The 20,801-nt window shown below is 42.3% G+C and carries 12 protein-coding genes; 4 read left to right on the top strand and 8 right to left on the bottom strand.

What is annotated here, in order from left to right; all coding sequences use genetic code 11:
• Nucleotides 1-2,069 (top strand): DUF6493 family protein (locus Q0625_RS03505; RefSeq protein ID WP_298823510.1); only part of this gene is annotated, 2,069 nt, incomplete at its 5' end.
• A gap of 111 nt (nucleotides 2,070-2,180) precedes the next feature.
• On the opposite strand, the gene Q0625_RS03500 is transcribed toward Q0625_RS03505, so the two are convergent.
• A complete protein-coding gene (locus tag Q0625_RS03500) occupies nucleotides 2,181-3,689 on the bottom strand; it encodes a RagB/SusD family nutrient uptake outer membrane protein (protein WP_298823509.1) in 1,509 nt (502 codons plus the stop codon).
• Nucleotides 3,690-3,700: 11 nt separating this feature from the next.
• Entirely contained in the window at nucleotides 3,701-6,838 is a 3,138-nt protein-coding gene (locus Q0625_RS03495) for a TonB-dependent receptor (RefSeq protein ID WP_298823508.1), read from the bottom strand.
• A gap of 351 nt (nucleotides 6,839-7,189) precedes the next feature.
• Between Q0625_RS03495 and Q0625_RS03490 the strand changes: the two genes are divergently transcribed.
• A complete protein-coding gene (locus Q0625_RS03490; protein ID WP_298823507.1) occupies nucleotides 7,190-8,710 on the top strand; it encodes a hypothetical protein in 1,521 nt (506 codons plus the stop codon).
• A gap of 57 nt (nucleotides 8,711-8,767) precedes the next feature.
• Nucleotides 8,768-10,111: an SWIM zinc finger family protein gene (locus tag Q0625_RS03485; protein ID WP_298823506.1), complete on the top strand. Its 1,344-nt coding sequence runs from the start codon at nucleotides 8,768-8,770 to the stop codon at nucleotides 10,109-10,111.
• A 145-nt stretch (nucleotides 10,112-10,256) separates the two neighbouring features.
• Here the strand turns inward: Q0625_RS03485 and Q0625_RS03480 are convergent, their stop codons facing one another.
• The 6 genes from Q0625_RS03480 to Q0625_RS03455 all read right to left on the bottom strand — a co-directional run bounded on the left by Q0625_RS03480 (nucleotide 10,257) and on the right by Q0625_RS03455 (nucleotide 19,365).
• Nucleotides 10,257-10,997: a lysophospholipid acyltransferase family protein gene (locus Q0625_RS03480; RefSeq protein ID WP_298823505.1), complete on the bottom strand. Its 741-nt coding sequence runs from the start codon at nucleotides 10,995-10,997 to the stop codon at nucleotides 10,257-10,259.
• Nucleotides 10,997-12,454, bottom strand: coding sequence for an MFS transporter (locus Q0625_RS03475; protein ID WP_298823504.1), 1,458 nt, complete (start codon nucleotides 12,452-12,454; stop codon nucleotides 10,997-10,999). The genes Q0625_RS03480 and Q0625_RS03475 overlap by 1 nt, the downstream gene beginning before the upstream one ends.
• A gap of 176 nt (nucleotides 12,455-12,630) precedes the next feature.
• A complete protein-coding gene (locus tag Q0625_RS03470) occupies nucleotides 12,631-14,085 on the bottom strand; it encodes an MFS transporter (RefSeq protein ID WP_298823503.1) in 1,455 nt (484 codons plus the stop codon).
• A gap of 159 nt (nucleotides 14,086-14,244) precedes the next feature.
• Nucleotides 14,245-15,159 (bottom strand): dialkylrecorsinol condensing enzyme DarA, encoded by a 915-nt coding sequence (locus Q0625_RS03465; protein WP_298823502.1) that lies wholly within the window; start codon nucleotides 15,157-15,159, stop codon nucleotides 14,245-14,247.
• Nucleotides 15,160-15,168: 9 nt separating this feature from the next.
• Nucleotides 15,169-18,831 carry a phosphoribosylformylglycinamidine synthase gene (gene purL / locus Q0625_RS03460; RefSeq protein WP_298823501.1) on the bottom strand — a complete coding sequence of 1,221 codons (3,663 nt, stop codon included), beginning with the start codon at nucleotides 18,829-18,831 and terminating at the stop codon, nucleotides 15,169-15,171.
• A gap of 93 nt (nucleotides 18,832-18,924) precedes the next feature.
• A complete protein-coding gene (locus Q0625_RS03455; RefSeq protein ID WP_298823500.1) occupies nucleotides 18,925-19,365 on the bottom strand; it encodes a hypothetical protein in 441 nt (146 codons plus the stop codon).
• A gap of 124 nt (nucleotides 19,366-19,489) precedes the next feature.
• Between Q0625_RS03455 and Q0625_RS03450 the strand changes: the two genes are divergently transcribed.
• Nucleotides 19,490-20,728 (top strand): glycosyltransferase N-terminal domain-containing protein, encoded by a 1,239-nt coding sequence (locus Q0625_RS03450; protein ID WP_298823499.1) that lies wholly within the window; start codon nucleotides 19,490-19,492, stop codon nucleotides 20,726-20,728.
• The last annotated feature ends 73 nt before the right edge of the window (nucleotides 20,729-20,801 follow it).

The following is a 20,801-nucleotide window of genomic DNA, read 5'->3' as shown; positions in this document are numbered from 1 at the left end:
AGGTATTTGAATTATTGGTGCATTATGGCTACCAAATTCCTCGTAGTTTTGTAGGACAGCTTTTAGAATCATTGCTCAACCAATGGAAGAAACCCCACCTTGATTGGCATTGCCGCTTGCTCAAATGGCTTGCCCCTACCCAAGAGGAACTTTTGGCTCATCAACAAACGCTCTTTGCCGTTTTAGGCACTGGAGTAGGCAGTGTGGTAAAGACCGTTATGGAATACATCGTCTCTATTGCCAATGCGCCAAAGTTTGATTTTGAGAGCTTTATGCAACAATTCCCGCTTGCCTTTACCGTAGAGAAGCAACCTAAAACACTCCTTCAAGGAGTAGAGATTTTGGCAAAGGAGTTCAAAAAACACCCTCCAACCGATATCAGCTACCGCGAACAATTAGCGGTACTCTTCACCCAACCCGATGTGAAACTACAAGAAGCTGTAGCCGGCCTGCTCACTATTTATTTCGCCGATAAGGGCTTAGTGGAAGTAGTGGCACCTTACAAGGATTATCTAAAAAGCAAAGCCCAAAAGCTTCTTGAGAACCACTCCTTGGAAGTAGCTGAAGCTTCTGCCTCCGTAACCCCTAATTCTCAAGCTATAACACCTAACACCCAACCCCTAACACCTAATACTCACACCCTACCCCCTATAACCCATAACCTAACACCTGAAAAACTTCTTTTCTTCCTCGGTGATTGTATCCGCGAGAAATCAGCCGCTACTATTGATGTTTTCTTTGATGCGCTGGTACGCTTGCAAGAGCAAATTCCTGCAGATTATACCGAGCAGGTGAAACCTTACCTCAAACAACTACTTGCCCGTGAGTGGTTTGTGGGAACGATGCCACTATTGTACCACTTTTTAGACTCTTGGAGTAGCCAAAGCCCTACCCCCCTTGTATATGATACCGACAAGGAATGGAAAGAAATTCAAAAACTCTACAAAGAAGATAAATATACACAAGCCGATAAACTCGACAAACCAAGAGTGATGCACATAGCTGCCAATCAAGCACAGCAGACTTTCCCTTATCTCTTTAATAAAATAGCACGTACACTCCAAAAGCTCAAAGAGAAAGACACCTTGCCTTTCCTTTCTACCCCTACACACGAACCTTTCTATATAGAGGCAGAAGTGTTGGTCGATAAGCTCTTGCAATACGAAGCCCAAGGCAAAGCCCCCGATCTCGACGACCTGATTGTCGCGTGCAATCGCCTGCTCTTTTGGGAGGTTTCGGCAGCAGCCAAAGAAAAAGCCCAACAGCTCAAAGGCGACTATGCTCCTGCTATTCAGTATTACTTAGGCCTTACTGATAAAATACAATTAAACGAAGCTCTTCTACCGCTATGGACGCAAATCACCCGCCTAAAACACCCCGATGAGGAGTTCAAAGTATTTGAAAATACTCAGGCAAAGAATATCCTTAGCGTGGTAAAACCTTTCTATATCCGTTATGGTTGGGAGAAAAGAACTTATGCCAACGGTGAAGTAGGCGAAGAGTTCACCTATCACTGCAATCATTATTACAAATACGGCAAAGATAAAAGCCGTCCTACTCTTTATAACTATTACAATGCCAATGAAGGGAAATGCACTTCAGCTCAAGAGGCAGAATATAAACTAAGCCTCAACCCCCATTATCCTGATGCGATATTATGTGCTCACATAGCGCTCTGGGCAACGATGAATGAGGCTGACCAAGTGCGCGATATGACCCTACCTTTGGAAGCCGTATTGCGCTACGACCTGCGTGTGCGCCATAGCGGTTGGCTGTATATAGGCGCGTGTTTGCTCTTTGAAAAACGCCCCTCACGTGATTTGGCGTATGAGTATATTTGTCAGGCAATTGCTCGTAGGGAAGACCTGAGCTACCTAAAGACCTATCTCGCTCAAGTACTCGCATGGGACTACCTACCTATTCCTCGCTTTATAGAGTTCCTTGACCGTCCTAATACCCCAGCAGTGAAAGCCTTTGGTAAGGAAGTAGTACAGCTTTATTTAGAAGAAGTGAAGAAACAAGATAAATTGCCGAGAAACCATAAGAAATTGAGTCAATTTGCCAATTAGACAATGAGACAATTTGCCAATGAGACAATTTGCCAATAAGTCAATGGATAATTGACAAATTGGCAAATTGGCAAATTGACTAATCAACTAATTGGCAAATCGGCTAATTGATTACTCGTTTTGTACCATATTAGGATTGGATTCCATTTCTGCTTTAGGGATTTGATAAGTCCATTTTTCACTTCCTGCAGGTACTTCTACTTTAAGGACATGGTTGGAACCAGTTTCATATCGGTTAATACCTGTCTTCCAGCGTTTCCAGTCGAAGAAAGAAGTACCCTCTCCCCATAATTCTATACGGCGCTGGGTACGTACCTCTTCTCGGAGTTGCTCCTGAGTGGTAAGGGCTGAAAGGTTATAGACGGTATCTTCGCGGTTGTCCTTTACCAAATATTCCAAAGCTGTTTTTGCTCCTGCGAGATTGCCTTGTTCCACCAAAGCCTCTATATAAAGTAGGAAAGGATCTTCCCTACGAAGGTAACAATAATCACTGGTAAAGTCTGAATTGGTTACATACTTCACATTGGCATACTCTGGCAAGTTAGGATTCATACCACGATATTTAGCTGCTATAGTAGGAAACAAGGTAGTGTTGATATACAACTTTTTACGTACATCTTGGTTTCCTATTTTTGCATAGAGATTGCTATAGATGAGCTTGAAAGCACCCCCACCTGCATAACTACTAGGCATACTGTTGTCCATGTGTGCATAGAAAGAGTTCCAGTAGGTTCTTGTCTCTTGGGTGATGTCAAATCCCCAAAGCCAAGAGTTCATACTAATATCCCATTTTCCTGCCTGTACATCTCCGCTGGAGGTAAGCGAAGGTCTATCCCCTTCAGTAGCAATCAGGGCATAGTGCTGTACCTCTGGCCAATTTCCTTGGCAGGCATAGATCTTTGCCAAGTAAGTTGCTGCCACCGCCTTATCTGCATCAGTCTTGTTATCAGGGGTAATCTGGAAGCGAGCATCATCCACCACGGGTTTGAGATCTCTAATCATCTGGTCATAGACCTGTTGCACTGTAGCACGAGGGAGCTTGTCGTCCCCTGGATTAAGCATAAGAGGCACTCCTAAGCTGCTTTCATTTCCTTTGTAGGTCTTAGCAAAGGTATTTACCAGATAGTAATAAAAAATGGCGCGCATGGTCTTCAGTTCTCCATACTTTTGGAACAGCTCCTGATTGGTAGCAGCCGTAGGAGCCGTTGGGAAATAATCCGCCAATACGGTATTGATAGAACTAATCTGCTTGTACAAGAAATTCCATACAAAAGCAGGACGACGGAAATTGGCTTTCTTATTATCAAAGTTATAGTCAAAGATAAACCAGCTACGAGAGGCTTGTACAAGGTCTAAGCCTGTATGGTCAAAGCCTGCATCTACCGCCTTGAGACCAAAACCATCGTGGTTGGAATTCTGGGTAGCAGCATTGTTATTATAGATTCCTCTGAGTTCTATATCCAAGAGCTGTTTTTTGTTTTCTGCATTGCCTTGGAGTTCTTTTTTCCTTTGGTCGGTCAAATATTCATTCACCTCTGGGTCAAAAAAATCCTTAGCACACCCCACAAGTAAAACAGAAAGTAGGGCAACGGAAGCTATTTTCTTTATTTCTTTTTTCATAGGTCAAAATTTTAAAAACTAACAGATAATCCCATAGAAACAGTACGAATAGGGCTATATACTGCATAGGTATTAGTTCCTGCTATACTTGCACGAGGATCTAAACCTTGGCGCTTACTCCACAAATACACATTATCGGCAGTGATATAGTAGCGCAATCTGCTTAATTTGAGTTTTTCAGTCACCTCAGGACCAAAATTATAGCCCAAACTCAAGTTTCTTAAAGAGAGATAAGAAGCATCTATAAGGAAACGATCGGAAGTTGCTACTATATTTTGGCTATTGAATTGTAGGCGAGGCACATCCGTATTACGGTTCTCCGGTGTCCAACGATTGCGAATATCGGTATGCCAACCTCTACCATTGCCTCCTGTATGCATAAGTCCCATATACTGAGAATCTAGGAACTTACCACCCAACTGATAAGAGAACTGCAATGCCAAATCAAAGTTATAGAAATGCAAAGTAGTACCAAAACCTCCTTGCAAATCAGGGATGGCACTTCCTGCATACTGCAAGCTATTGACAGACTCATAATCAGCACTTTGCTTGAGTTCGAACTGACCCGTAGCTGGGTTCTTGATCCAGTATTGAGCATCTCCGTTATCAGGATTTACCCCTGCCCATTTGACCATATAGAAGTCGTAGATACTTCCTCCCTCTTTCATAATCTGGTTGCCACGAGTAAAGCCCTTTTCTCTGAGTTCCTCTGGAAGTCTTGTAACTGTATTTTTATAATGCAAACCGTTGAAATTGATGCTCCAAGTAACCCTATCGGTCTTCACAGGAGTTACCCCTATGGAGAACTCAACCCCTTGGTTCTTCATATCGGCCACATTGCGAGGTTCAGAGGTAAAACCAGTGGAGGCAGGTACGGGCATATTGAATAATAAGTTATTAGTTTTCTTATAGAAGAAATCAGCCTCTACTGTTAGTCGGTTATCCCACAGAGCAGCTTCTACCCCTGTATTGAAGTTACCACTCTCTTCCCAAGTAATATTTCTATTACCTTTGTAGAGTGCCTTAAGCCCCGGATTTTTACCATCAGAGCTCACACTATACAAGGACATATAAGGAGTATAAGAACGCACACGGGACGAATTGGTAGAAGGCAAATAGATATAATCATTACCCTGCACCCCGTAGCTGGCTTTGAGTTTCAAGCTATTGATAAAACTTAGCTTCTCTAAGAATTTTTCGTTGCTCAAGAGCCATGAGCCACCCACTGACCAGAAAGTACCCCAACGGTTTTCAGGAGCAAATACAGAAGAAGCATCACGACGCAAGCTAGCAGAGAGGAAATACTTCTGCTTGTAGTTACCATTGAGCTGTCCAAAATAACCTTCCACTGCATAAGTACGGTCATAGGATGAAAGACCTGTAGTTACTGCCGCATTGTCAAAGGCAGAATTACTTGGATCCACGAAATTATTCTTAGTTCCTGACATAGTACCTAGGCGTTTTTTATAACTTTCATGTCCTAAAAGAGCTTCCAAGGCGTAGTTATCCCAATCCTTGCTATACTTTAGGAGTTGGTTGAAGGTCATCACTATATCATTAGTGCTATACTTGGTAGAAGACCCGTTATAAGTCTTTCCTGCTCCCCCTATGGGAGTGGTATATTCGTTAGAGTTATAGAAATCCCCATAGAAATTCCCCGTAGTGGAAAGCCTCAAGCCCTCTACTATATCCATATCCAAGGAAAGTGCTTGGTTGAAATAGTAGTCCTTATATAGGTCAATGTCCTCATTCTGGGTAGCCACAGGGTTGGTATTTTCGTTATACTTACGTGATTCCCCAAAGTCATACTCTCCTGTAGGATTACCATTGGCATCATGCTTATATACAGGATAGATAGGAGCTATATTACGTGTCCAAGAGAAAGGGTTGGAATAAGAATTTTGCTTCTCTGTTCCTTGCTTTTGTGTATGAGAAAGCATAGAGGAGGTATTAACCTTAAGCCATGGAGCTATTTCTCCTTTGTAAGAGAAGCGCATCGTATAGCGGTTAAAGTAAGAATTGAGGTTATACCCCTCATCACCCAAGTAACCGAGTGAGAAATAGAAGCTGTTGAACTCTGTTCCTTTGGTAAGGCTTAGGTTATGTTCCTTACGTGCGCGAGTGTTGAACAAGGCCTTTTCCCAATTGTTAAAGTCCTTATCGTTAAAGCGAATCCTTGCCTGTGGATTGATCCTTCCATTAGCCCCTACCACTTGGTCATCTGCTACATTATAGATATTGTAGCCTATTCCCACATTGGGGATAAGACTTTTGGAAGCGAAAGCCGCTGCTGCCGCTGCATCTCCTCCCCCTCTGGCTTGGAAATAATTCTGATTATAGAGTGCATTCCAGAGGGTTTCGTAGTACTCAGCAGGGGATTTTACGATATCATACTCAGGGATACCACGATAGTTGAACCCTACACGTGTATCCACTTGTATAGAGAGCTTTCCACGTGCTCCTGACTTGGTCGTGATGATGACCACCCCATTGGCACCACGTGCCCCATATAGGGCGGAGGAAGCCGCATCCTTAAGTACGTTTACCGACTCAATATCATTATTGTTAATAGCACTCAAGCTCCCTGCGAAAGGTACCCCATCCACAATTATGAGTGGGTTACTATTAGCATTGATAGAGCCTATCCCACGGATACGGATACTACTACTCTCCCCTGGTTGTCCCGTAGAAGTAGAGATCTGTACCCCAGAGACACTTCCTTCGAGCGCCTTAGCCACATCGGTAGTTTGTTTGTTCTGTATCTCTTCAGCTTTCACGGTAGCCATAGAACCTGTAAAGGATTTTTTATCGGCCGTACCATAAGCTACGGCTACCTTCTCTATCCCTACAAGCTCCTCTACATCAGGATATAATACCACTTTCAGATGCGTATTTTTACCCACTTTCATCTCTTGTGTCACATAACCCACACTTGAGAACACAAGCACATCGTTTCGGTTCACTTTTAGCTCAAAGTTACCGTCATTATCAGTGGCTACTCCTTTTGTAGTACCTTTTACCACAACAGAAACACCCAACATGCCTAAGCCTTCATCGTCCTTCACATTCCCTTTTACTTTTACCTCTTGAGCTAAAAGCCACAAAGGGAAGAAGACAAAAATCAATAGTAATCCTTTTTTGTTGTTCATATTCCAATTGTTTAACAGTTAAAAAATGCTATTAGCAATGTTTTTTTAAATAGCTTATTAGCAATTCTTTGATTATTATTAAGTAGTTATAAATTTTTCAAAAAACACAAAAAAGCTATTCAATAGATAAAAATACGTATTTATGCCACAAAAATACGTTTTTTTTCGAATAAAACAAACAAAAGAGTATTTTTTCTCATTATTTTTATGTAAATATTTTTGTCAAACATATTAACTTATTGATTTTCTTATGTATATCTTGTTGTGTTAATAACACAATAAATCCATTTATCTACTTACTAATTTGCTAGTTTGCCAATTATATTCTATATTTGCACTCAAAACCACACCATGCTTTTACTCTCTTTTCTCTTATCTTGGATAACACCCTTATTACCTGGGGAATATGTCCTGCCCTCCGAGCAGATCAATGTGATTGCCTTGGACACTACCGATGGAAAAACCTCCTTCTATCAGCAGAAAGGGACGTCTTTTATTGCGTATGATTTGGCGTTTAGAACTGAAAAAACCTATCCTGAACACAATAAGTTTCACCGACCTTATAAGACTTATAGTGCTTTTTGGAAACCACAAAACAAACCTCTCTCCTTAAAAACAATTTCAAAGAACAAAATTCTTATCTATACCAAAGCCATTCGCCCTACCCTATATAGTGATTTTCAGGGGAAGGTATGGACCATCAAAACCGAGAAATCAGACCTTACAGATATTTTTCGCTTCTTAAACCCCTCTACTATAGCGTGGCAAGCTCTAAGAGAAAGCAAGGAAAAAGGAGCCTTTAGCTATCAAATACCAACGGCTCAAGGCACAAAATCTTTCCTAACCACTATAAGTAGAAAGCGTGAAAACTACCTCTATGACTTTGGTGTACTTACCATGGACTTTGGCGCTGGCAAAAGAGCCTACTTCTATTGCCCTCTGATAGAAAACCCTGATGTGGAGAGTGACCCACCTATCTATAGCTTTATTCCACTTGAGGAGCAAACCCTCACTTTCCCCTATTATGGCCGTTTGGAGGAGGTTGCTACGGAGGTTAATTATTGCATTGATTTAGACCATAATCCCATCAATTCCTTTCTGAAAGTCTGTGAGGGGGGCAGGTGCAACCTTATCAATCTCTTTGGACAAAAGTTACTCCCTAAGTCCTACCCTTATATATCTACAAATGACTATATCATCATAGCTAAGGATGGCAAAGATATCGATATCTATAACGGGTATCATCAAAAAATGAACGTAGGGACCGTAAAAGCGGTTCACTTCTATGATAAAGGAGTGGAAGTACTCAACGAACATGGGGTTAATTATTACAATGTCTTTAGTCAAGTGGTAAAAGAATTCCCCGATACAAGTATACCCATGTGCGGCAATGGAGAGTGGGAGTGGGGCTATTTCGTCAGAAAAAACAAATATACAGGTAGCTACAGTCTTGAGTCTTTTTATCATAAACACCCGCTTGCTGACCGCTCCCCCGATGAGGAAGTACACGCATTAAAAGCTATCAAAGGGAATGACAACACGGTTCAAGCCTATCTTTCTGTTGAGAAAAATAGCTGTAAAGGCCTTTATATGTATAACTTCACTGAAGGGAAAGATGAAAAAATTACAGGCCGTGAGCTACTCCCTATGGCTTATGATGTGATATACTACCATGCTACTTTTAACCATCAGCCTTTCTTTTATATAGAGAAAGAGGGTAAAAAGGGTTTCTATCCTCCCCAAAAAGACCCTATCTATGACCATTTAGAGCAAGTAAGCGCTTTTTTCTATCGCTTTGAAAGAGACGGAATAAAAGGCTACTTAGACAGCTTTTCTTTTAAAGAATTTGTGAATGAGACAATAAGAAAATGAGACAATTTGTCAATGTTTAGGAGAACTAACAACTAAAAATTAAAAACTCGAAATTGTATGAACGATTTTCAATACGCTTATCCTTTTTCTTCTGTGATAGAAGAGGGGGCGGCACACCAAAAGAATTTTATCTTTTCTCACTGTTCGGAACTGAAAGAAGACAATGCGGTGCCTTGCTTTTTTTGGGGTCATATCACTCAACCCTTTGTCGTGGCTAAGTGCTTGGCTACGCTTGCCAAGACGGTAGCCTCCCAGTTTGCTATTGCCCCAGGGGTGTTGGCCAAACTGCGTGATCCTATCATATCAGTAGGTAACCAACAGCTGCTTTTTGAGGCCTTTTCCTCCTGCAATAGCGTGTATGCACGTGTATCACTCCATAATGAGGTACTCGATGGAGAATTCATCAAAAGTGGCTGTACTAATATTGACTTCAATGATGCTACTGTGCGTGCTTTCAATGCGGTAACCGCCTCGGAGCAAATGATCTTGGGCGTGGGACAAAAACAAACCCATTTTATCACTGATAAGCATAAGACAGTAGAAAAGAAAGTAACCCTCCCCAACCGATGGATTAAGGGGTTAGGCAACGTACAGGTATATTTGGCTGAAATGGATTTGGCCTATCGCCTGAACAAAGCCGAAGCTATACAGCTCTTCCGCTCCCTACCCAAACAAGCTGTAAAAACCGATTATTACTTGGTTAAGCGAGGCATTTCCTATACCTTTGCTCCTAGCCCCTCAGGCGATGCCATCAAGATAGGAGGTGCTCACCGCCTTAACCTTCTACAAGGCTTGCTCTTGCTCTGCGACAGCCTTTTTATCTACCGTAATCCAAGCGAGCAAACAGTTGCCTTTGTACTTAATTTCAAGGGAGTAGAGATGTTATTTTTACTCTCGGACAATGTATATCGCGGTTTCTCTGGGGACGGACGTTATCTAGAAAATATGATAGAGGAGGTTCCTATGGAGTGGCTAGTAGGTATCAATAACTTCTTCAAAACTAATGAGGTATTCTCCCCTACTATGGTTTCTATTGAGAACGACATTAATTTGGGAACCATGAATACGCTTCAAGCCTCCTTGTCTAGCATTGGACTATTAGGCTATAACCTTTTGGATAGGAATTATTTCTACCGTCGCTTACCCTTCAAGCCGGAGCGCTTGGCAAGCCTCAATCCACGTTTGGAAAATGCTAAGAAACTCACTAAGAACGACGAGGTACAGATCATAGAACAGCACGATGATTTTGTCAAAGCCCATGTAAAAGGTACAGGAGGTGTTACCCATACGGTTATCATAGATGGCGACCATGCGCAATGTACTTGCAACTGGTATACCAATCACCAAACCAATCGTGGGCTATGTAAGCATATTTTGGCAACTAAGATGATTAGTCAATGAGTTGATTTGGCGATTTGCTAATTTGTCGATTTGGCGATTTGGCGATTTGACAATGAGTCGATTTGTCAATTTGATGATTTGACGATTTGACGATTAGTCAATGAGTCGATTTGTCGATTTGACAATGAGGCAATAAGCTGATTGCCTAATGAGTATTATTTGTTAGGTGTTGTAATATGAGGGTGCGTACTTCTTCGCGCAAGGTATCCTTATCATCAAGGGTTTTTCCTTGTGTATAGATAGGAGCTAATATGTCTACCCTCATAATACCCATGCTCCCTGCAAAGAAACGAAAAGGAAAGCGTTTTTTAGCATCATAGAATACCATAGGTACTATGGGAATTTGGCACTCAATAGCGATGCGGAAAGCGCCGTCCTTGAATTTATCTAGTATAATAGACTCATCATCGGGAACACCCCCTTCAGGAAAGATACAAATGCTAAGACCTGCCTCTATACACTCCATCGCTTGAGTATAGACTTCTCTTCTGCTCTGGGGACTCTTCCTATCTACCATTATGGCTACTCGCTTATAGAAATAGCCAAACAAAGGCAAGCGGGAGAGTTCTTTCTTCCCCACAAATATAAAAGGGTTCTTACTACAATACAATATGAGCATAATATCCATCATACTACAGTGATTGGCAACGAGCATATAGCTATTATGGTCATTGGGGATCTTGTATTCTCTTCTAATCTTGGGTATGAAGCCCATACCATAAAGGATAGGAATTGCCCATAGGTGTCGTATTACCCAATACAAGGCGCGATACCAACTTTTACGAGCCGTAAGAATGAGCAATATCGGCAATAATAGCAATATAATAGAGGTTACTAGTATATAAAACCAAGACCTCCAAAGCAGCCAAAAGATGTATTTAGGCATTAGTAATTGGCAGATTTCTTTAGATAACGATTAAAAAGGTATATAAAAAAGGCAGTAAGTATCCCCATTCCGAAGATTATATACCAAAACTTATTAGGGTGATATGTGTTCCATAATAAGTCTGAAAGCTCCGTAGTGGAGAGGTGTAACTTCTCTTGAGCTTGTTCAAAATATTGCTTTTTGTTCAAACCTTCGGGCAAGGTAATCGCTCGTTTTTCCAATTCCATTTTAAGCAAAGAATGCTTATCCGACCACTTATCATATAAGTTTCCTGAGAAAAAGCCGGTAATATAGCTCCCCACTGCTATGGGCAAGAAGTAAGTTCCTTGGTAGAGGGCTTCTTTCCCTTTAGGGGTAATTTTTGCTATAAAGGCAGATATCGTAGGACCTACTGCTATTTCCCCTATGGCAAAGATAGCTGTTCCCAATACTGTAAAAGCGACTTCCTTGAACATAAAAGTAAGGGTAACCCCTATGGTCATGACTATGGTTCCACGAATCATGGCAGAAACCTGATCCATTTTCATCACGAAATAGGAAATAGACATCTGAGTTAGGATAATCATTATACAGTCTATATTACCAAACCATTCCGCTTTTATCTGTCCGTTTTCGGTAAAAGTAGTTCCCAAAAAGGATATATTACGATTGATCCAATCACTTTGCTTAGAGGAATCCACCCAATCCTCTATAAAATTGGGCAAGGTATAGAACAATTGATTGAAAACTGTCCAAAACCCTACCATAAGAAGCAACAATATGGTTAGTTTCTTATCTTTGAGGGCGCCTAGTATATTCTGTACAGAACCCTTTATCTCTGTTAGCAAGGGGATATTATATTTCCTTTCTGCTTTAGGTTCCTTATAAAAGAAGAGAATCACTATGAGGTTAAAGACAATTACCACCATAGCCTGTACAAAGATCACTTTCCAACCCATCGTAGTACGCAAATAGGAAGACATGGCAGGTCCCAATAGCCCCCCTATATTACCCATCATATAGAAAAACCCGAAGCCTAAGGTACTATTTTCCTCATCAGTATGGCGCGCTATAATCCCTTGTACCACAGGACGAAAAAAGCTACACCCCACAGAAGCCAAGAGAAAAGCAAAATAAGTATCCCAATAGCTGCCCGCAACACTCATCAGATAATAGCCTACTCCCATGATGATACAAGAAATAAGCAAAGAGAGTTTGTAACCAATCCTATCGGCAATTACTCCAAAGAATAGCGGTAAGAGATATAGAATAGCGGTAATATGCGCCATGATATTCCCTTTTTGGGTATGGGTAAGCCCCAACCCTCCTTCATCAGTACCAGCGACCAAGTAAAGGGCAAGTAGTGAAAATATACTAAAATAAGCCCAACGTTCGGTTAGTTGTAGAAGATTTCCTACCCAAAAGGTGGTAGTAAAAGACTTGAGTGTTTGCGAATAAGATTTCTTTGTTTCGGACATTAATTTTAATTGTCAATTGTTAATTGTTAGTGATTAGTGGTTAGTGGTTAGTGATTAGTGATTAGTGGTTAGTGATTAGTGATTAGTGATTAGTGGTTAGTGGTTAGTACTAGTAATTGAGAACTGACTGCTGATTACTGAATACTGACCACTGATTACTGACGGCTGACCACTGACTACTGTTCTTTTTTCACGACGATTCTGTTATAGACAAAGACTGAGATAGCCGTAAAAGCTCCCATAGCTAGTACTATATACCACAGCTTATTGGGCTGGTAGGTATTCCATAGAAACTCGGTAATTTGGCTGTGGGACATCTGTAATTTTTCTTGTGCTTGCTCAAAGAACTGTTTCTTACTCAAGCCTTCAGGCAAGGTGATCTGGCGCTGAGCAAGCTCTCTTTGTAAGAGAGAATACTTATCTGACCATTTTTGATACAAATCACCTGTAACAAAGCCCGTTAGATAATTGGCTGCTGCCACTGGCAAAAATAAAGTTCCTTGGTAAAGTGCCTCTTTTCCCTTGGGGGTTATTTGAGCCACATAAGCATAGAGGGTAGGCCCTGCTATCATCTCTCCCACAGCAAAAATTACGGTACCTATAATAGTGAACCATACATTGTTAAAAACAAAGGTAAGCACTACTCCAAGAGTAGCAATAATCGTACCACGAATCAGCGCACTAACTTGCTTCATTTGCATTACCATATAGGAAATAGAAACTTGCAAAAAGATAATCATTACCGAATCCAAATTTCCATACCATTCGGCCTTGATTTGTCCATTCTCGGTAAGGGTTGTCCCTAGGAAAGGAATATGCCTATTGATCCAATCACTTTGCAAAGAGGAATCCACCCAATCCTCTATAAAGTTTGGTAAGGTATAGAAAAGCTGGTTATAGACCAACCAATAACCTACCATCAGAATCAGGAGTACCGAAAGCTTCGTATCCTTGAGTGCCTCTATAATATGCTGGAAAGACCCCTTTATTTCGTCAAGAATAGGAACATTGTATTCTCTACTAATTTTTTTCTCCTTATAGAAAAAGAGCACTACTAAGAGATTAACTAAGATCATCGCTGCCCCTTGTAGGAATATGATACGCCACCCCATAGTGGTACGTAGGTATGAGGAAAAAGCAGGCCCGAAGAATCCTCCTATATTAGCCATAAGATAGAACAACCCAAATCCCATGGTACTGGTCTTCTCATCGGTAGTACGGGCGATAATCCCAGAGGCTACAGGCTTAAAGAAGCTACCTCCTATGGCGGCAAACAAGAATGCCAAATACACCGCCCAATAGCTATTAACAGTACCCATAAGGTAATACCCTACCCCTATAATCACAAAGGCTATTATAAGGGAGAGCTTGTAGCCGATACGGTCAGCAATTACCCCAAAGAAAAGCGGCAGAAAGAACTGTATCGCTGTTACATTGGCCAATATATTTCCCTTTTCTATATGGCTTAGTCCTAGCCCACCCTCATCGGTAGAAGCTACTAAGTAAAGACCCAAGAGGGAAAAAACTCCAAACCATGCGCCACGTTCCATGATTTGTAGGAAATTTGCCACCCAAAAAGTAGGGTTGTAAGACTTAATAGTCTGTAAGAAAGATTGTTTGCTTTCGGACATCTTTTTTAATTGTTAATTGTTAATTGTTAGTGGTTAGTAGTTAGTGATTAGTGGTTAGTGATTAGTGATTAGTAGTTAGTGGCTACTGAGTACTGACCACTGAAAACTGACTGCTGACCACTGAAAACTGACTGCTGACCACTGAAAACTGAATACTGACTACTGAGAACTGACCGCTGACTGCTGAGCATTGACCACCTGACGACTGATTTTCTTATAGAATAGTGGATAGGTAATCCAATAGAATAGCCAGACGATAGGCATAAGTATCCATATAGCCAAATATAGATAGGCATGAAAGCACTTCAAAAGAAATTTGCGGCGGGGACTTCCATAAATGAGCCTTGCCCATATACCAAACAGACGATTGGCTTTCTTCTCCGCCGAAAGTAAAAATGGTTTTATCCGTACTCCTCCTTGGGCGACGATTTCTTTTTGCAAATCAGGAGTATAGATACCTGTCTGCATATGCTTTAATACCATTTCTCCATAGAGGGAAGCACTAGCCATATCTTTTTCAGATACTCCTGCTTTGGGGAAAACACCCAAATACCTATCTTTTTTACCTGTGAAAAGCCAATGAACAATAGTCAATACACTGATATGATTATGGTGTCGGTCAGTTAGCGCCACATTGGCCACTATAGGTGCATTATGCTTTTTGAGCATCTCTGCTATTTTATCTTGTGCCTTTATCCACATATTGCGCGTTCCCGAAAGAGTTACCACAGGCTTTCCACTAAGCAAGTGTGAGGCCTGCTCGCTCTTGAGAAACGAGGTAATCGGGATAGAGGGCGAGAGATACCACACTTGGTAGGCCAAGATGATAAGGCTATATTCCCGCTCCATGATTGATTCGGGCACGGACTTTATCGGCTGAGGAAGCTGCAGGAAAGACTCTGGGAAAGCCCCGAAGAAAGCCTCGTTATTCCAAGGAAAAGGAAAGGGCGTTTCCATTTCTATCTCATAGTAATCCACTGGGATACCTGCCCCTACAAAGGGGGCTACAAAGTTATCTGCTATCTGTTTCAGCTGACCCGATTGGGTGTAATATATCACTAATATACGCTCCATTCGTTGCTATTAAGCATTCTGTGCTTCTATCCACTTGCGAGCATTGACAAAGGCTTCAAGCCAAGGGGTTACGGCGCCTCTTAGTCCCTGATAATAGGCCCATTGCCATGGGAATACAGAACGTTCTATATGTGGCATGGTCACCAAGTGACGTCCTGATTTGTCACAAAGCATAGCCGCTTGGTAGTCAGAGCCATTAGGATTAGCTGGGTAGCCTTCGTAGGTATATTTGCCTACGATATTATAGTCTTTTTCCTCCAAAGGAAGGTAGAACTTCCCTTCTCCGTTTGAAATCCATACCCCCAAGGTACTACCTGCGAGCGTAGAAAGCATCACCGAGTTATTCTCCGGAATGGTTACCGATACAAAGCCCGTTTCATGCTTATGGCTGTCATTATGCTTCATTTTGCCGTGTTCACTGTGTTCAGGATTGATGAGTTCTAATTCCATAAACAACTGACAACCATTGCAGATCCCTACGGAAAGCGTATCGGGGCGCGCAAAGAAGTTATCCAAGGCTTTTTTCGCTTTTTCGTTGTAAAGCAAAGCTCCTGCCCAGCCTTTGGCACTGCCTAATACATCGGAGTTGGAGAATCCTCCCACAGTTCCTATGAATTGTACATCTTCCAAGGTCTCACGGCCAGAGGTAAGGTCGGTGGTATGCACATCCTTCACCTCAAAGCCTGCCAAGTAGAGTGCATTGGCCATTTCGCGTTCGGAGTTGCTACCCTTTTCACGAATAACGGCAGCCACAGGTCGCTTGCCCTGAGGTCTCACCGGTTTTTCCCCTGTAAAATGTGTAGGGAAAGTATATTGTAAAGGCTGTTCAGAGTAGTTTTGATAACGCTCGGTAGCCTTGTCGTTAGCGGTTTGTTGCTTATCCAAGAGGTAAGAGGTAAGGAACCATACATCTCGGCATTCTGCTATATTGAAAGTATAGGTTTGTCCTTGGTGAGTAAGGGTAATATTTTCCCCTTCAGTAGGCGTTCCTATCTTGGTGTAACGCACCCCTTGTGCATCAAGATAAGCTGCTATGGAGCTATCCCCTTGGAGTACCACTCCCACATTCTCGGCAAAGAGAACCTTGAGAAGGTCGTCCTCACCCAAAGCGGTAAGGTCTATTTGTGCGCCTAATTCATTATCCGCAAAGCACATTTCCAAGAGGGTAGTTATAAGCCCTCCACTACCTACATCATGTCCTGCTTGTATCCTACCTTCGCTGATGAGGGTTTGTACAGCATTGAAAGCTTTTTTAAACTCAGCGGCATCCTTGACGGTAGGAGCTGTAGCTCCTATTTTACCCAATACCTGAGCAAAAGCGGAACCACCCAACTGATAGGTATCATTAGAGAAATTGATATAGTAGATAGCCCCTCCGTCCCTCTTCAATACGGGTTCTACTACTTTCTGTATATCGGTACAGTGAGCCGCAGCGGATATAATCACTGTTCCAGGGGCAATCACATCACCTCCGTCAGGATACTTCTGTTTCATAGAAAGGGAGTCCTTTCCGGTAGGAATATTGATTCCCAGCTCTATGGCAAAATCCGAAGCTGCTTGTACGGCTTCATAAAGTCGGGCATCTTCCCCTTGGTTGCGGCAAGGCCACATCCAATTGGCGGAAAGAGAAACGCCCGCAAGTCCATTTTCTAAAGGAGCAAATAGTATATTGGTCAATGCCTCTGCTATGGCATTACGGCTACCTGCCGTAGGGCTGATAAGGGCTGTTAGGGGCGAATGTCCTATACTGGTAGCAATCCCCTCCTTGCCCTGATAGTCAAGAGCCATTACCCCCACATTGTTCAAGGGGAGTTGTAGGGGACCTGCACATTGCTGCTTGGCTACCTTACCTCCTACACAGCGGTCTACCTTATTGGTTAACCAGTCCTTACAAGCCACACCCTCCAACTGTAATACCTGACTGAGGTAGGTATGTAGCTGGCTAGGGTAATAGGTAAGATCCTCGTACTGAACAGATACCTTTTGATCGGTCATCACTGTTTTAGGAGAGCTGCCAAAGAGAGCACTCAGGTCTAAGTCCATAGGACGGGAACCTTTCTTTTGGGAGGTAATACTAAAATGATGGTCTGCAGTAACTTCCCCTACCTCATACATAGGTGCACGCTCACGCTCGGCTATGGTTCTCAACTCATCAAGAGCCGATTGAGGTAATACCAATCCCATACGTTCTTGGGATTCGTTGCCTATAATTTCCTTATCGGAGAGCGTCGGGTCACCCACTGGGAGTTTGTCAAGGTCTATACGCCCTCCTGTCTCCTCTATCAGTTCAGAAAGGCAATTGAGATGTCCTCCTGCCCCATGATCATGGATAGAGACAATAGGATTTTCCTTGGATTCCACCAAAGCACGGATGGCATTGGCTACGCGTTTTTGCATCTCAGGGTTAGAACGCTGAATCGCATTTAGTTCTATACCAGAGCCGAAAGCCCCTGTATTGGCGGAAGATACAGCTGCTCCTCCCATACCAATACGGTAGTTCTCTCCGCCGAGGATCACAATTTTGTCACCTTCGTGAGGAGTATGTTTGATCGCTTGGGAGGCTTTGGCATAACCCACGCCTCCTGCTTGCATGATTACTTTGTCAAAGCCCAACTTGCGTCCGCCTTCCTCATGTTCAAAAGTGAGAACAGAGCCTGCGATAAGCGGTTGTCCAAACTTATTACCAAAGTCACTTGCTCCATTGGAAGCCTTGATGAGTATATCCATAGGTGTTTGGTAGAGCCAAGCACGCTCAGCCATACCCTTTTCCCAAGGACGATCCTCCTCCAAACGTGGGTAAGCCGTCATATAGACCGCTGTACCAGCCAAAGGCAAAGAACCCTGTCCGCCCGCTAAGCGGTCACGGATCTCTCCTCCTGAACCCGTGGCTGCTCCATTGAACGGCTCCACTGTGGTCGGGAAGTTATGTGTTTCCGCCTTAAGAGAAAGTACCGCTTCGAAGGGTTGTACCTCATAAAAATCAGGCTTATCCGCACTCTTAGGGGCAAACTGTTCTACGGTAGTTCCCTTGATAAAAGCCACGTTGTCCTTATAGGCAGAAACGATCCCATTGGGGTTCGCCTCGGAGGTCTTTTTGATGAGCTTAAAGAGGGTAGAAGGCTGCTCTACCCCGTCAATAACAAAAGTCCCATTGAATATCTTATGACGGCAGTGTTCGGAGTTGATTTGAGAGAAGCCAAACACCTCAGAGTCCGTAAGATTACGCCCCAACTGTGAAGAGAGTTTTTCCAAATAAGCCACTTCTTCAGGACTAAGAGAGAGACCTTCCTGCTGGTTATAGGCGGCAATATCCGTTATCTCTATAGTAGAAAGAGGTTCTATGGCTATGGTAAATATATCTTGTCCCAAGCCCTTATATTTTTCAAAGAGCATGGGGTCAAATTCGGTAAACTCTTCCACTACCTCGTGAAACTCCTCTATACGGCTGATACCCTGAATATCCATATTCTGGGTAATCTCTACCGCATTGGTACTCCAAGGAGTAATCATGGCAGCACGAGGACCTATGAAGGTACCCTCAAGAGTTTGCTGTTCCAGCTGCTCGGCATTGCCAAAGAGCCATTGGAGTTTGTCAAGGTTTGCCTTACTCAGAGGCGCCTCTGTAGCGACGGCATAAATAGTATTTTGTGTGTTTTTAAAGAAAAGAAGCATCCTTATTAATTATTAATTGTCAATTGTTAATTACTAAGTGACTAGTGTTTTTCACTCTTCACTTCTCATTATTCACTTAATTTAGTTATTCTCTTAGTTTTTGTACGCTACTTTTCCGTCTATGGAAAGTTCTTTGGTTTGAGCGTTGTAGGTGTATTTACCATTTTTGAAAGTACCATCAGCTTCCTGTTTTAGGATAAGACTCTGCTCCTCATTGGTAATAAATAACTCTACTTGACTGTTGTCCCCCTCTTTGGAAACAATAAAAGCACTGATTACAGCCTCTTCCTCCTTTATATCCTCTGGATTGAGGCGGGTACCTACCTCAAAGACTTGGATGCACTCCCCACGAAGGGCACTCCAAGTGTAGCCTGCACTACCTATACAACCATGTTCGTCTCTGTCACCTCCTACCATAGGCGTTTCTTCAGTAGTTGCAGGCTGTTCTGCAGCATTATCAGTCTGCTGAGGGGTACTGTTATTACATGCAGCAAAAGTTAAAGCCACTACTGACAAAGCAAAAGTCTTTTTCACATCAATGTTTTTTAAATTAAGGTACAAAGGTAATAAATAAATATCAAATAGCAGTCTTCACAAAAAATAATTTTTATTTCCCTACTCAGAGAAAAATATGTACATTTGTAAAATTTTTCATCTCATGAATTTTCTCTATACTCTCGCCACGTGCTTGGTGGCCTGTGTGCTACCCCTGCTGGGCTTATTCAATCGAAAAATAAAACTCTTTTGGAAGGGACGAAAAGAGAGTTTTCGTATCCTACAAACATATATAAGTGCTGACGATCAAGTAATTTGGCTACATGCCGCTTCCTTGGGTGAATATGAGCAAGGACTCCCTATACTTAAGCGCCTGAGGGAACTATATCCCGAGAAAAAACTCGTGGTTACTTTCTTCTCCCCCTCTGGTTATGAGGCTAAAAAGCATAGCAAAGATGCCGATGTGATCCTCTACCTACCCCTTGACCTACCCAAGCGGGTGAATCGCTTCCTCAACCTCCTACATCCTGAAATGGCGATCTTTGTCAAATATGAATTTTGGCAAAACTATCTATTTGCGTTGAAGCGCAGAGGTATACCTACTTATTTGGTCTCAGGAGTATTCAGAAAAGATCAGTTGTTTTTCAAGAAAAGGAGTTGGGGCATGCGTGCAGTGCTTCCCTGCTTTACACATTTCTTTGTCCAAAATGAAAATGCTAAACTTCTTTTGCAATCTATAGGTTTTACCAATGTTACTGTAAGTGGTGATACACGTTTTGATCGTGTCATGGAAATCCTTTCCCGTGACAACAAGCTGCCTATGATAGAACGCTTTCTCTCTGGCGCCCCTTGCATGGTTTTTGGTAGTTCGTGGAAAACCGATGAAGAAGTATATATACCTTTCCTAAATGTCTATAAAGGTAATATGAAGTTTATCATCGCCCCCCACGAAGTCCATGACAAGGAGAAAATACATAACCTAAGAGATAGCCTACGCAAGCATGTGGCTATACTTTCTGAAGTGGAAAACAAAGATCTTTCCTCTTACGACATCCTTATTGTGGATAAAATCGGTCTACTTACGAAGATTTACAGTTATGCAGCGATTGCATACGTAGGTGGAGGTATGGGAAACAAAGGTTTGCATAACATTTTAGAGCCTGCTGTCTTCAGTATTCCTGTTATTATCGGCAAAAATTATGATAAGTTCAACGAAGCCAAAGATCTTATCAGCCGTGAAGGCGTTTTTTCTGTCAAAAATACAGAAGAATTCACCCAAATTGCTACTTTTCTCTTCACAAATGTCATTCAACGCAAGAAAGCCGGCATACTTAACTACAATTACATTAATTCCAATACAGGAGCAACAGAAGCCTTTATCGAAAAAGTGAAAAGCAATTAATCCACCTAACCCCCGAAGGGGGAATAATCCCCCCAGCCCCCGAAGGGGGAGCAAGTGACTAGTGCAATAGGAT

Source organism: uncultured Capnocytophaga sp. (assembly GCF_938029845.1).
Taxonomy (GTDB): Bacteria; Bacteroidota; Bacteroidia; order Flavobacteriales; family Flavobacteriaceae; genus Capnocytophaga.
The sequence above is the reverse complement of the archived record's forward strand: the minus strand, read 5'-3'. Positions and strand labels throughout refer to the sequence as shown.